Source organism: Kitasatospora sp. NPDC091276 (genome assembly GCF_040684355.1).
Lineage (GTDB): Bacteria > Actinomycetota > Actinomycetes > Streptomycetales > Streptomycetaceae > Kitasatospora.
Genome location: NZ_JBFBFU010000012.1, coordinates 203,716 through 216,282 on the forward strand (window position 1 = coordinate 203,716; position 12,567 = coordinate 216,282).

General features: G+C 74.7%; 13 protein-coding genes. 4 read left to right on the forward strand and 9 right to left on the reverse strand.

Annotated elements, in window-relative coordinates:
• The first annotated feature begins 94 nt into the window (after positions 1–94).
• A complete protein-coding gene (locus AB0O19_RS17610; protein ID WP_363620358.1) occupies positions 95–871 on the forward strand; it encodes a pirin family protein in 777 nt (258 codons plus the stop codon).
• Positions 872–898: 27 nt separating this feature from the next.
• Here the strand turns inward: AB0O19_RS17610 and AB0O19_RS17615 are convergent, their stop codons facing one another.
• Positions 899–1,732 (reverse strand): serine hydrolase domain-containing protein, encoded by an 834-nt coding sequence (locus AB0O19_RS17615; RefSeq protein ID WP_363620360.1) that lies wholly within the window; start codon positions 1,730–1,732, stop codon positions 899–901.
• 122 nt (positions 1,733–1,854) lie between these two features.
• On the opposite strand from AB0O19_RS17615, the gene AB0O19_RS17620 reads away from it, so the two are divergent.
• Entirely contained in the window at positions 1,855–2,331 is a 477-nt protein-coding gene (locus AB0O19_RS17620; RefSeq protein WP_363620362.1) for a MerR family transcriptional regulator, read from the forward strand.
• 71 nt (positions 2,332–2,402) lie between these two features.
• Positions 2,403–3,416, forward strand: a complete 1,014-nt coding sequence (locus tag AB0O19_RS17625; RefSeq protein WP_363586294.1) for an aldo/keto reductase — start codon at positions 2,403–2,405, stop codon at positions 3,414–3,416.
• Positions 3,417–3,471: 55 nt separating this feature from the next.
• On the opposite strand, the gene AB0O19_RS17630 is transcribed toward AB0O19_RS17625, so the two are convergent.
• The gene (locus AB0O19_RS17630) at positions 3,472–4,050 is read right to left on the reverse strand and encodes a TIGR03086 family metal-binding protein (protein WP_363620364.1); all 579 of its coding nucleotides are present in this window, start codon (positions 4,048–4,050) and stop codon (positions 3,472–3,474) included.
• A gap of 101 nt (positions 4,051–4,151) precedes the next feature.
• Here AB0O19_RS17630 and AB0O19_RS17635 point away from each other — a divergent pair, with 101 nt between their 5' ends.
• Positions 4,152–5,135: a WYL domain-containing protein gene (locus tag AB0O19_RS17635; protein ID WP_363620366.1), complete on the forward strand. Its 984-nt coding sequence runs from the start codon at positions 4,152–4,154 to the stop codon at positions 5,133–5,135.
• Positions 5,136–5,149: 14 nt separating this feature from the next.
• Here the strand turns inward: AB0O19_RS17635 and AB0O19_RS17640 are convergent, their stop codons facing one another.
• The 7 genes from AB0O19_RS17640 to AB0O19_RS17670 form a co-directional block, all read right to left on the reverse strand.
• A complete protein-coding gene (locus AB0O19_RS17640) occupies positions 5,150–6,364 on the reverse strand; it encodes an alpha/beta hydrolase (protein ID WP_363620367.1) in 1,215 nt (404 codons plus the stop codon).
• A 160-nt stretch (positions 6,365–6,524) separates the two neighbouring features.
• Complete coding sequence (locus tag AB0O19_RS17645) at positions 6,525–6,872, reverse strand: MmcQ/YjbR family DNA-binding protein (protein ID WP_363620369.1); 348 nt, start codon at positions 6,870–6,872, stop codon at positions 6,525–6,527.
• Positions 6,873–6,982: 110 nt separating this feature from the next.
• Positions 6,983–8,212 (reverse strand): acyltransferase, encoded by a 1,230-nt coding sequence (locus AB0O19_RS17650; RefSeq protein ID WP_363620371.1) that lies wholly within the window; start codon positions 8,210–8,212, stop codon positions 6,983–6,985.
• Positions 8,213–8,237: 25 nt separating this feature from the next.
• Positions 8,238–9,320 carry an alpha/beta hydrolase gene (locus AB0O19_RS17655; RefSeq protein WP_363620432.1) on the reverse strand — a complete coding sequence of 361 codons (1,083 nt, stop codon included), beginning with the start codon at positions 9,318–9,320 and terminating at the stop codon, positions 8,238–8,240.
• Between the two features lie 230 nt (positions 9,321–9,550).
• Positions 9,551–10,225 carry a response regulator transcription factor gene (locus AB0O19_RS17660; protein WP_063347446.1) on the reverse strand — a complete coding sequence of 225 codons (675 nt, stop codon included), beginning with the start codon at positions 10,223–10,225 and terminating at the stop codon, positions 9,551–9,553.
• Entirely contained in the window at positions 10,222–11,526 is a 1,305-nt protein-coding gene (locus tag AB0O19_RS17665) for a sensor histidine kinase (RefSeq protein WP_363580684.1), read from the reverse strand. Before AB0O19_RS17665 ends, AB0O19_RS17660 begins: the two co-directional genes overlap by 4 nt.
• A gap of 171 nt (positions 11,527–11,697) precedes the next feature.
• Positions 11,698–12,387 carry a TetR family transcriptional regulator gene (locus tag AB0O19_RS17670; protein WP_363620373.1) on the reverse strand — a complete coding sequence of 230 codons (690 nt, stop codon included), beginning with the start codon at positions 12,385–12,387 and terminating at the stop codon, positions 11,698–11,700.
• Positions 12,388–12,567 lie beyond the last annotated feature (180 nt).

A 12,567-nucleotide genomic window follows, 5' to 3' on the forward strand; every position in this document is an offset into this window, starting at 1 on the left:
CAAGGACAAGACTGCCTCACGTGAGTGACTGCTCGTGCACACCCCCCGGTGCAGCGGCACGGTGGTGCCGGTCACACCCACTACCGTGGGGCCCGTGACAGACGACGCCGCCCGCCCCCGCGCCGACCTGCGCCGCACCGCCGAGCGCTACCTCTCCACCCCGGCCGAGGGCGTCGAGACCCGACACGCGTTCTCCTTCTCCGGCCACTACGACCCGAAGAACACGCACTTCGGCGCGCTGCTCGCGTGCAACGAGGAGCTCCTCGCCCCCGGCGCCGGGTACGAGGAGCACAAGCACCGGGACACCGAGATCCTCACCTGGGTGCTGGAGGGCGCGCTGGCGCACCGGGACTCCCGGGGGCACGGCGGGGTGGTCCGCCCGGGGATGGTCCAGCACCTCGGCGCGGGCTCCGGCGTCACCCACACCGAGCGCAACGTCGGCGGGGCCGCCGGCCCGGTCCGCTTCGTCCAGATGTGGCTCCAGCCGGACGTGTTCGACGCGCCCCCGGCGTACGGGCTGCGCAAGGTGGAACCGGCCGACGGCGGGTTGACGCTGCTCGCCTCCGGGCTGGAGCGCGACGCCGGGACGGACGCCCTGCGGCTGCGCCGCGGCGACGCCGCGCTCTGGCTGGCGACGGCGGGGCCGTGGCAGCCGCTGCCCGCACTGCCCGAGGCCGCCTGGCGGTACGCGCACCTGACGGCCGGCTCGCTCGGCTACCGGACGATCCCGGGGCCCAAGGGCGGCGGCCGCTCGATGGCCCCGGGCGACAGCGTGCGGATCACCGGCGACGCCTTCGCCGACCCGACGGCCGGCGAGACCGGCGCCGAACTCCTGCTCTGGGAGATGCACTCGCCGGTCTCGTACGGCTAGGGGCTGTCCTTTCAGCCTTCGAGTCGTTCAGCTGTCCAGTTCGGCCAGGACCGCGTCCGAGCAGACCGGCCAGACCTCGGCGGCCCACGGGCCGAAGTCCCGGTCGGTGAGCGCGACGCAGGCCACGCCGGCCTCCGGGTCGACCCACAGGAAGGTGCCGGACTGGCCGAAGTGGCCGAAGGTGGCGGGCGAGTTGGCGGTGCCCGTCCAGTGCGGGGCCTTGCCGTCGCGGATCTCGAAGCCGAGACCCCAGTCGTTCGGCCGGCGGTGGCCGTAGCCGGGCAGCACGCCGCTGGTGCCGGGGAAGGCGACCTCGCGGGTGGCCTGCCGGACGGTGGACGGGTCCAGCAGCTTCGGGGACTGGAGCTCGGCGGCGAACCGGACCAGGTCCGCGACGGTGGACAGGCCGCCGGCGCCGGCCGGGGACCTGTGCGCGGTGTTCAGCAGGGTGTCGTGCATGCCCAGCGGCTCGAACACCGCCTCGGCGGCGTACCGGGAGAACTCGATCCCGGCGGCGTCGGACAGTGCCCGCGCCAGCGCGTCGAAGCCCGCGTTGGAGTACAGCCGGCGGTTGCCGGGCTCGGCGAACACCCGGTCCTCGTCGAAGCCCAGGCCGGAGGTGTGCGCGAGCAGGTGGCGGACGGTCGAGCCGGCCGGCCCGGCCGGGTCGTCCAGCTCGAAGACGCCCTCCTCGACCGCGACCAGCACCGCGTACGAGGTGAGCAGCTTGGTCACCGACGCCAGCGGGAACAGGTGCTGCTGCGGCCCGTACGTGCCCAGCACCGCGCCGTCCGCCCCCCGGACCACCGCCGCCGCGGCGTGGGGCACCGGCCAGTTCTCGATCATCCGCAAGCTCTCCATGCGCCCGACTCTAACGAAGGCCCGAAAACGGGTGGCGGGAGCACCCGGGTGCGAGGCTTGCTTGGAGTGCACTCCAACTCGATAGCGTCGTCGTCACCGCTCACCACAGGGGGTAACCGCTCATGGCCACGCTCGCACCCGTCCAGCTCGACCTGCGGACCTGCGCCGACGTGTACCAGCGCCCGATCGGCGATCCGGACCGGACCCCGCGGCACACCATCAGCGAGGTCGCCGTGGCCAGCGGGCTCACCGCCCACACCCTGCGCTGGTACGAGCGGATCGGCCTGCTCGACCCGGTCGACCGCTCCGCCAGCGGCCAGCGCCGCTACTGCGACGCCGACCTGCACCGGCTGGCCTTCCTGGGCCGGCTGCGGCTGACCGGCATGCCGATCGCCGACATGCTCCGCTACGTGGAGCTGGCCCGCGAGGGTGAGCGGACCTACGAGGCGCGGCGCCAACTGCTGGTCGACCAGCGCGAGGAGGTCCGCCAGCGGGTCGCCGACCTCCAGACCACCCTCGCCGTCCTCGACTACAAGATCGACCTGTACTCCGGCCGGATCGCCGCGTCCGACGAACCGGCCGTCTGCCGCCACGAGTAGCCACCATCAGCACGCCGCACGCGGAGTACACCGCAGCGGAGTGCACCGCACGCAGAGGAAGAAGCAGAGCGATGACCGTCTCCGTCCTCCCCACCGTCCAACTCGGCACCGACGGCCCGTTCGTGGGCGTCCAGGGCCTCGGCTGCATGGGCATGAGCGACTTCTACGGCCCGACCGACCGGCCCGAGGCGCTCGCCACCCTGGACGCCGCCCTGGAGGCCGGCGTCACCCTGTTCGACACCGCCGACGCCTACGGCTTCGGCCGCAACGAGGAGCTGATCGGCCCCTTCGTCCGCGCCAACCGCGACCGGGTGGTGCTCGCCACCAAGTTCGCCCTCGAGCGCACGGAGGACGACCCGGGCCGCCGCAGCATCCGCAACGACCCGGCGTACATCCGGGCCGCCGTGGACGCCTCGCTGCGCCGCCTCGGCGTGGACGAGATCGACCTCTACTACATGCACCGCCGCGACCCGGCCGTGCCGCTGGCCGACTCGGTCGGCACCATGGCCGAGCTGGTCCGGGCCGGCAAGGTGCGCCGGCTGGGACTGTCCGAGGTGACGGGAGCCGAACTGCGGGAGGCGTACGCGATCCACCCGATCGCCGCGCTGCAGTCCGAGTGGTCGGTGTTCGCCCGGGACGTCGAGCGCACGGCGGTGCCGGCCGCGGCCGAACTGGGCGTCGCCTTCGTGCCGTACTCGCCGCTCGGCCGGGGCTTCCTGACCGGGGCGTTCCAGGCCGCCGAGCAGCTCGCGGCGGACGACGTCCGGCGCACCCAGCCGCGCTTCACCGGCGCCAACGCGGCGGCCAACGCCGAACTCCTGGCGCCGCTGCGGGAGATCGCGACGGCCCGCGGGGTGACCCTCGCGCAGGTCGCGCTGGCCTGGGTGCACCAGCGGGCCGAGGTGCACGGGCTCACCGTCGTGCCGATCCCCGGCACCCGCAAGCGCAGCCGGCTCGCCGAGAACACCGCGGCCGCCACGCTGCGGCTCACCGCCGAGGAGCTGGCCCGGCTGGAGCCGGTGGCGGGCGAGGTCGCCGGGGACCGCTACCCGGACATGCGCCTCACCCAGGTCGGCCGGGAGTAGCGGCGGCCGGGGAGCGGCCGCCCGGGCCGCTCCCCCTCCCGTCCCGGGTGCCTTCTCAGACCTCCCGGCCGAGCCAGGCGGCCAGCCGGGTGTGCACGTCGGCGTCCGGGGCGACCGGCCGCACCTCGCCGAACGGGACCGGGCCGCCGCGGTGCTCGGCCGACAGGACGGCCTGGGCGACGGCCAACGCGGCGTGCGCCAGGGCGTCGTCCAGCGGCTGCCGGGAGCCGAGCGCCCGGGCGATGTCCCAGGTGTGCGCGACCGTCTCCATCAGGTAGCCGCCGACCGCGACCCGGCCGGGCACCACGCCCCAGGGCGCGTGGGTCGGGCGGTCCAGCGCGGCGTCGTCCGACCAGGCCGCGACGGCCCGGGCGCGGGCCCGGTCCAGCGCGCCCGGCCAGGCGTCGTCCGCCAGGTCCCCGGTGGCGGCGGCGACGTCCTCGGCCCGGCCGCCCTCGCCCAGGTAGGCGAACCGGTGGATGCCGCCGACCACGTGGCTCAGCAGCTCCCGCAGGGTGAACGCGCTGCACGGGGTGGGCCGGTCGAGGGCGTCCGGGGTGATCTCGGCGAACAGCTTCTCCAACTGGCCGAGGGCGAGCAGGTACTGCGGGCGGGCGTCCTGGACGGAGTTCACGTGGAATCAGCTCCCTGGGGTGGTACGGGCTTTCGGGCTCGAACGGCAATCTCCCAGTAAAACCTGACAACCGCCGTCAGGATTGCTGGGATTCTGCTGCCATGAAGGCCGACCGCCTGCTCTCCATCCTGCTCCTGCTCCAGACCCGCGGCAGGGTGCCCGCCACCGAACTGGCCGGGCGCCTGGAGGTGTCCGTCCGCACCATCTACCGCGACGTGGAGTCGCTCTCCGTCGCCGGCGTGCCGGTGTTCACCGAACGCGGCCGGCACGGGGGCATCAGCCTGCTGCCCGGCTACCGCACCGACGTCACCGGACTGACCGCGGACGAGGCCCGGGCGCTGTTCGTGCTCTCCGCCCAGGGCGCGCACAGCGACCTCGGGCTGGACGGCGCGCTCGGCTCGGCGCTGCGCAAGGTGATGGCCGCGCTGCCGGCCCCGCACCGCCCGGCCGCCGAGCGCATCACCGAACGGATCCTGGTCGACCCGGCCCGCTGGCTGCAGAGCGGCCCGGCGGCCGGCGCCTCGACCGGCCCCGAACTGGGCGAGCTGCAGTACGCGGTGTTCGCCGACCGGCGGCTGCGGCTGCGCTACCGGCACAGCGGCACGCCCGCGCCGGTGGAGTACACCGTGGACCCGTACGGGCTGGTGAGCAAGGCCGCGGTCTGGTACCTGGTGGCCGATCTGCACGGCGAGCCCCGGCTGTTCCGGGCCGACCGGGTGCTGGCCGCCGAGACCACCGAGGAGGCGGTGCGCCGCCGCCCCGGAGTGGGGCTCGGGGATGCCTGGGCGGTGCTGCGCGAGCAGGTGGAGCGGCTTCCGAAGGAGCTGCCGGTGCGGGTGCGGGTGCGGCGCGGGCGGCTGGACATGTTCGTCCGCATCCACGGCGGCCGGGTCACCGCGCCGCCGCCGGAGGCGGGCGCCGGGCCGGCCGAGGAGTGGGTCGAGGTGGCGATGGTCTTCCCGGCGCCGGCGGCCGTCCGTGCGCTGCTCGCCTTCGGCGCGGACGCCGAGGTGCTGGCCCCGCCCGCGGCCCGCCGCGAGCTGGCCCGGGCGGCGGCGGACGCGCTGCGCCTGTACCAGGACTAGGAGTAGGTGGGGCTCTAGGAGTTCGGGGCGGGCCGGACGACGTCCTGGTAGTGGCCGAGCGAGATCGCCGCGAAGTTGTGCAGGCTGTCGGTGCCCTCGGTGAAGTAGCCGTTGTGGCCGGCTGCGCGGGCCGAGGAGATCTGCTCGGCGCCGAAGCCGCCGGCGGTCGGGTCGGCGCCGTGGCCGAGGCCGCCGACCTCCAGGTACGGGACGTTGCCGATCCAGTCGGTGGGGTTGCGGGTGGCCCAGACGTGCACGCCGGTGCCCAGCTCGCTGGTGCTCTGCACGCCCATGCCGGGGCTGCCGAACACCATCAGGTCGGTGATCCCGGAGGTGTCGGAGGGGGAGGCGGCCGCGCGCGGGATCTCGGGGGCGGCGTTGCCGCAGACCACGGAGCCGTACGAGTGGCAGAGCAGGGCCGGGGGCGCGTCCGGCCGGGTGGTCTCCTTGAGCCCGGCGAGCAGCCGCTGCAGCCGGGGCGCGCCGACGTCGGCGAGCCGGGAGGTGACGGCGTCCGGGCCGAGGCCGGACGGGGTGACGTAGCCGGTCCAGGCGATCACCGCGGTGCGGGTGTTCGGCGCCTGCCGCTGCTCCTCGGTGTAGAGGGCGCGGGCCATGCCGGCCGGGGAGCGCAGCGGTTCGGCGGCCTGGTCGAAGTGGCCGAGGTCGGCGTCCGAGCCGGGGACGACGACGGAGATCCGCTCGGCGTCGGCGAGGTCGCCCCACACCTCGGTGATCAGGCCGCGGCCGCGCGGGTCGAAGGCGAGGATCTGCCGGTCGGGGCCGAGCAGGTGCTCGACGTCGTTGGCGCGGGAGACGGCCAGCTCGCGGGTGTCGGCGTCGAGCTTGTGGTCGGCGGCGCGGGCCCGGGCGCTGTCGCGTTCGGCGGCCAGCGCGATCCTGTTGGCGCGGTAGCGCAGGTCCAGCGGGGCGCCGTCGAAGTTGCCGACGACCAGCGGGTAGTCCCGGATCAGCCGGTCCAGCTCGGTGGGGGCGAGTGAGGCGAAGAACGCGGCGGCGGCGGCCGGGGTGGTGGTGGCCGGGTCGGGCAGGGTGCGGTCGAAGCTGTGGTCCTGGACCCAGGCGGCGCTGCCGGCCGGGGGTGTGGAGATCGCCAGCTGCTCGGTGGAGGCGGCCGCCTGGGCCGCCGCGGCGCCGGCGTCGGCGAGCACGGCACAGCCCGCGAACGCCCCGATCAGTACCCGCTTCCAGCGCCGACGGTTGCGCACCGCACCAACTCCCTTAGGGCCCGTCACCGTTTCTCGGGCGGTGCCCGGAGGGTGCGACAAGACTGCCTGCTTCCCTGCGCAAGCGTAGGGCGCCCGGAGAGGCGACGCGCCCGCCCAAACTGTGGGATGGCTCACATGAACCGGCGGTGTCGTTTCAGCGTCACAGAGCGGCCCGCACGTCGAATGCGCGCACCATCCGCGTGGGCGCCGTGCGCCGCCAGGCCTCGACGACGAGGTCGCGCAGCTCCTCCGGATCGACCAGGTCCAGCCGGACGCTCACCCAGCCGTGCCGCCCGACGTACGGCGCGCTGGAGAACACCTCGGGCTCGGCGGCGAGCAGTTCGGCCTGGTCCTCGGGGGAGGCCTTGACGGTGACGGACCGGCCCCCGGGCGCGCCCATCGCGAAGATCCGGCCGCGGATCCGCAGGGTCTCGATGTCCCAGGTCGGCTCCTGTGCGGCCTCCGGCAGGGCGAGCGCCATCGCGCGGAACTCCTCGAACGTCACCATGCCCGCAGCGTAGGGCAGGGGACCGACAGCGCGCGGGCCCGGGCAGGGGGCTCGGAGGGGCGCGGACCGATCGGTCCGCGCCCCCTCAGTGCCTCACTCTCCGGCGCAGGTCACACCATGCCCAGCGCGTACGCGGCGAACAGCGCCGCACCCGCCGCGGCCAGCGCCTTCCCGGCCCGGGAGAAGGCCGTCCACGGCCCGTCGAACCGCCGGGTGAACCACCCGATCGCCACCAGCACGGCCGCGAACAGCGGAAGCAGCGCCACCCGGGCGGCCACCCAGCCGATCGAGTCCGGCGCGGTGGTCAGCCCCGGTACGGCGCCCAGGCCGGCCGCGCCGGGCACCGCCACCGCGAGCATCGCGCTCTGGTGCCAGCAGAAGATCGTCATCGCCGAGAGGTTGACCACCACCACCGGCAGCCACAGCAGCGGGCGGCGGGTCAGCAGCCGGCCCAGCCGCTCCCGCAGCAGCACCGCGGCGCCGCACTGCGTCGCCGCCAGGGCCAGCACCAGCAGGGACGGCGGGTGCGAGTTGGTCCGCTCCATCCCGGGCACCCCGACCATGCTGGCCGGGTAGTGGAACGCCAGCAGCAGCGTGGCGAACAGCGCGCCGCCGCCGACCAGCAGCACCCGGGCCACCGGGCGGCCGAGCCGGCCCTGCGCCCACAGCACGCCCAGCTGGTAGCCGAACAGCCAGCCCGGCAGGATGTTCAACAGTCCGACCCAGGACGGCACCGCCTCCGCCCACGGCCCGTACCGCAGCAGGTCGACCGCGGCGACGGCGGCCACCAGGACGCCCGCCGACCAGCCGCCCAGCCGGCGCCCGGCCGCCACGCACAGCGGGGTGAGCGCGGTCAGCCCCAGGTAGACCGCGATGTACCAGAGCGGCTGCACCACCAGCGTCGCGCCGGTCCGCACGGTGTCGCCGGGGACACCGAGCGCGGGCAGCAGCGCGATCAGCAGCGCCCAGACGGCCGTCACCCCCAGCACCGGGCGCAGCAGCCGCACCGACCGGCCGCGCAGCCAGCCCAGGTACGTCACGCCCTTGGCCCGGGCCCGCTCCAGCGACTGGACCGAGGAGTGGCCGCCGACCAGGAAGAACACCCCGAGCATCTGGAGCACCCAGCTGATCGGGGCGAGGCCGCCGAGCGAGGAGAGCGGGCTCGCGTTGTGCAGGGCGTCGTCGGCGGAGAGCGTGAAGCCGCCGAGCAGCCAGTGCCCGACCGGCACGGCGAGCAGGGCGAGGGCGCGCAGCCCGTCCAGGGCGCGGTCGCGGGTCTCGGGGGTGCGGGCGTCGACCTGGTGGGCGGCGCGGCGCAGGGCGGTCAGCGGGTGGGCCATGGCGGTGCTCCTTTCGGTGAGGCGGTCAGCGGTCGAGGCCGAGGGCGATGGCGGCGAAGGCGGTGAGCGAGGCGGTGCCGGGGGCGAAGTAGCCGGCGTGGCCCTCGGATCCGGTGGCGGGCAGCGGGTGGGCGCCGAAGCCGGGGGCGGTGGGGTCGGCGCCGTGGCCGAGGCCGAGCACCGAGACGTAGGGGACCCGGCCGATCCAGTCGGAGTCGTTGCGGGCGGTGGCCCAGAGCGGGACGCGCGGGTCGAGGGCGGCGGCCGAGCCGACGCCCATCCCGGGAGAGCCGAGGACGACCACGCCGGAGGCCTGGTCGGGCCCGGGGCGGGCCAGCCCGCAGACCACCGAGCCGTAGCTGTGGCAGAACACCGTGGCCGGGGCCTGCGGACGGGTGCTGACGGCGAGTCCGTCGAGCAGTCGGGTGAGCCGCGCGGCCCCGGCCCGGGCCAGGTCCTCGGTGGCGGCGCCCAGGCCGATCCCGACCGGGGTGGTGTAGCCGGTCCAGGCGATGACGGCGGTCTGCCGGTCGGTGGCCTGGTAGAGCGAGCGGGCCATGCCGGCGGGGGTGCCGTACGAGCCGGGGGAGCGGTCGAAGTTCTCCAGGTCGTTGTCCGAGCCGGGGACGACGACGGCGGTGCGGGGGGCGGCGGCGAGGTCGCCGAAGACCTCGGCGACCTCGCCGCGGCCGCGCGGGTCGAAGACGAGGATCCGGCGGTCGCCGTCCAGCAGGGCGCGGTAGCGCTCGGCGCGGGTGCGGGCCTGCTCGTGGTCCTGCGGGGTGAGCGCCGGGTTGGTGGCCCGGGCGAGTTCGCGGCCGAGCTCCGCGGTGAGGGCCAGCGTGTTGGCCCGGTACCGGAGTTGGACCGGGGCGCCGTCCAGGTTGCCGACCACCAGCGGGTGCCGGACGGCCAGCGCGTCCTGCTGGGCGGGCGTCAACTCGGCGAAGAACGCGGCGACTTCGGCCGGGGTGGCGGTGGCCGGGTCGGGCGGGTGGACGCCGAGCGCGGTGTCGGCCACCCAGGCGGCGCTGCCCGGCGGCGGGCCGGTGACGGCCTGTTGGGCATCCGTGGAGAAGCCGCCGAGACCGAGCACCGCGGCCAGCATCACCGTACTGGCCGCGATGGCTCTCTTGACCCGAAACTTCCCCATGTCCGGCCCCTCCCTCGTCCGTTCGACTTCGACGGAAAGGAAGGTAGAAATGCGACGGCCCCGCGGACGTCACACCGCGGGGCCAACTCCCGGGTGCTACCGGGGTACTACTCGGGGTATCGCTCGGGGTACCACGGGGGGTGCCGCCCGGGTGGGGGCGGCCGGGACCACCGGGCCGGCGGGCGTCACTGGCCCGGCGTCACGAGGCCGGACTCGTAGGCGAGGACGACGGCCTGGGCGCGGTCGCGCAGGTCGAGCTTGGCGAGGATGCGCCCGATGTGGGTCTTGACGGTCTGCTCGGCCAGGACCAGCCGGCCGGCTATCTCCTGGTTGGACAGGCCGCGGGCGATCAGCTCCAGCACCTCGGTCTCACGCGGGGTGAGGCCGTTGAGCCGCAGTTTGGGGTCCCGCCGCCGGGCCGGCCGGTTGCGGGCGAAGTCCTCGATCAGCCGGCGGGTCACCGAGGGGGCGAGCAGCGCCTCGCCGGCCGAGACCACCCGGACCGCGGAGATCAGGTCGGCCGGCGGGGCGTCCTTGAGCAGGAAGCCGCTGGCCCCGGCGCGCAGCGCCTCGTACACGTAGTCGTCCACGTCGAAGGTGGTCAGCATCATCACCTTGGGCCGGTGCGCGCCGGGGACGGCGGGGTCGAGCAGTCGGCGGGCGGCCTCCAGACCGTCCATGACGGGCATGCGGACGTCCATCAGCACCAGGTCCGGGTGGGTGCGGCCGCTCACCTCCAGGGCCTGCGCGCCGTCCGCCGCGTCCCCCACCACGTCGATGTCGCTCTGGGCGTTGAGCAGGGCGGCGAAGCCGGCCCGCACCATGGCCTGGTCGTCGACGATGATCACGCGGATGGTCATGCGGGCTTCTCCCGGGGGGTTTCGAGGGGCAGGACGGCGGCGACCTTGTAGCCGCCGTCCGGCATCGGGCCGGTCTCCAGCCTGCCACCGACCAGCCGGGCGCGTTCCCGCATTCCGATCAGTCCCTGTCCGGTGCCCTCCATGGAGGCCTCCAGCGACTCGGTGTGCTGGGGCGGGGGCGTGTTCACCACGGTCAGCAGCAGGGTGGCGCCCTCGTCGACCAGGGATATCCGGGCCCGCGAACCGGGCGCGTGGCGTACCACGTTGGCCAGCGCCTCCTGCACGATCCGGTACGCGGACAGGCCGACGGCCTTCGGCACCGCCTCGGCCAGCCCCGGATCCACCGTCAGCTCGGCCGGGACCCCGGCCCGCCCCACCGTCTCGATCAGCTGAGGCAGCTGCTCGATCCCGGGCTGCGGCACCTTCTCGGCGGCGGACTCCTCGCTGCGCAGCACGCCCAGTAGCCGGCGCATCTCGGTCAGCGACTCGCGGGCGGTGCCGGCGATGGCGGTGAACTCCTCGGTGGCCGCGGCCGGTACGCCGGTGATCCGGTACGGCGCGCTGGCCGCCTGCACGGCGATCACCGACATGTGGTGGGCGACCACGTCGTGCAGTTCCCTCGCGATCCGGGCGCGCTCCTCCAGCAGGGTGCGCCGCTCGCGTTCGGCCTCGCTGATGTGCTCCTGTTCGGCGAGCAACCGGCGGGCCTCGGTGCGGTCCTGGACGGCCCAGCCGAGCAGCAGGGCGGCGCCGCCGAGGGCGACCAGCAGCATGGTGGTGCCGTCGTCGGCGTGCGGGAAGCCGAGCGTGGTGGTGAGGAGGGTGAGCAGGATCGTGGCGATCCAGACCGCGATCAGGGTGGCCCGGCTCTCCCGCAGCGCGAGCGCGATCAGCAGGAAGACGTACGCCAGGACCATCGGCGCCGTCCACGGCCAGGTGCCGCCGAACTGGTGGTGCCGGGCGGTGATGGAGGCCGTGGTGACGAGGGTGGCCGCACTGATCCACCAGGCGGCCAGCGGCCGGGTGATGGCGAGCAGCAGCGGCGCGGTCTGGGCGACGGTGAGCGCACCGGCGATGGGCACGGCGACGCCGTAGAAGTCGACCAGCGCGACGATCCCGGTGGGGATCAGCGAGGCCTGCATGATCAGCGCGACGACGTACGGAAGCCGGCGCAGCCAGGCGCGGGGCGAGTCCCCGAGCAGCGGGGCGTACCCGCCGGTCGGGGTGGTGAGGTGGTGCCGGAGCGAGCGGAGCAGCCGGAGGGCCTGCGCGCGGACTTCGGTCGTGGTGATCGTCTTCATCGCGGGCCAGCCTAAGAGGGTGCCGTCCGCCCGTCGTCGCACTGGGGTCGAACATCGGAGTGCTACCGGAGTAGGGGGTGCTACCCGGGTACTACTGCTCCCGGCACGGTTCCGGGGCCGGGAGTGGTGCCCGCGGTACTACCGCGGGCCGGTACTACCGCGTGGCCGGTACTACTGCGGGCCGGTGCGCCAGTGGCCGGCCAGGGCCGGGCCGAGCTGGTCGAAGTGGCGCTCGATGACGGTGACCATGCCCTCGGGCCCGGCGGGCTCCTGGTCGGGGGTCCAGGACAGGTGGGCGGCGCGCAGCACGCTGCCGAAGACGGCGGCGAGCACGGTGGGGCGCAGGTCCTCGGCCGGGTCGAGGCCCTCGCGCTCGGCGAGCACCCGGACGACCACCCGTTCCTGCTCGGTGACCCGGCGCAGGTGGGTGGCGAGCAGGGTGGGGGTCTCCTCGATCATCCGCATCAGTTCGAGGGCGGTGGTGATCGAGCGGGGGCCGCTGCGGTGTTCGGCGCCGAGTTCGCGCCAGGACTGGACGATCGCGGCGCGCAGGGCCTGGAGCGGGGACTCGTGGGCCGGGCGGCGGCACAGGCACTCGATGAAGTAGTCCTCGGCGTCGGCCATCACGGCGAGCGCGACCTCGTCCTTGTTGGCGAAGTAGCGGAAGAAGGTGCGCTGGGAGACCTCGACGGCGGAGGCGATCTCGTCGACGGTGGTGCGGGCGAAGCCCTGGCCGAGGAAGAGCACGTGGGCGGCTTGGACGAGGGCGTCCCTGGTCTGCTGCTTCTTGCGCTCGCGCAGCCCTGGCAGCCGTTCGGGGGTGCCCGGGGCGGCGGTGGGGGTGGGGGTGCGAGCGGCCATGGCGGGGCCTTCCGAGCGCGTGCGGGCGGGGTGAGGAGCACAACCTTAGCGCTCTGACAAATGTCAGCCAGAGTCAGAAGTCAGTGTTTGCCGAATGTCAGTGGCTGACATAATCTGCCGGAAGTGGCGCTCGCCGACCGGGCACTCGTGGGGACGGGTGGGTCGCGGCGCCACGCCCAC

Coding starts and splice junctions, on each gene's coding strand:
- AB0O19_RS17660 (WP_063347446.1), bottom strand. CDS start 10,225: ATGACCATCCGCGTGATCATCGTCGACGACCAGGCCATGGTGCGGGCC.
- AB0O19_RS17665 (WP_363580684.1), bottom strand. CDS start 11,526: ATGAAGACGATCACCACGACCGAAGTCCGCGCGCAGGCCCTCCGGCTG.
- AB0O19_RS17615 (WP_363620360.1), bottom strand. CDS start 1,732: ATGGAGAGCTTGCGGATGATCGAGAACTGGCCGGTGCCCCACGCCGCG.
- AB0O19_RS17620 (WP_363620362.1), top strand. CDS start 1,855: ATGGCCACGCTCGCACCCGTCCAGCTCGACCTGCGGACCTGCGCCGAC.
- AB0O19_RS17645 (WP_363620369.1), bottom strand. CDS start 6,872: ATGGTGACGTTCGAGGAGTTCCGCGCGATGGCGCTCGCCCTGCCGGAG.
- AB0O19_RS17670 (WP_363620373.1), bottom strand. CDS start 12,387: ATGGCCGCTCGCACCCCCACCCCCACCGCCGCCCCGGGCACCCCCGAA.
- AB0O19_RS17625 (WP_363586294.1), top strand. CDS start 2,403: ATGACCGTCTCCGTCCTCCCCACCGTCCAACTCGGCACCGACGGCCCG.
- AB0O19_RS17650 (WP_363620371.1), bottom strand. CDS start 8,212: ATGGCCCACCCGCTGACCGCCCTGCGCCGCGCCGCCCACCAGGTCGAC.
- AB0O19_RS17655 (WP_363620432.1), bottom strand. CDS start 9,320: ATGCTGGCCGCGGTGCTCGGTCTCGGCGGCTTCTCCACGGATGCCCAA.
- AB0O19_RS17635 (WP_363620366.1), top strand. CDS start 4,152: ATGAAGGCCGACCGCCTGCTCTCCATCCTGCTCCTGCTCCAGACCCGC.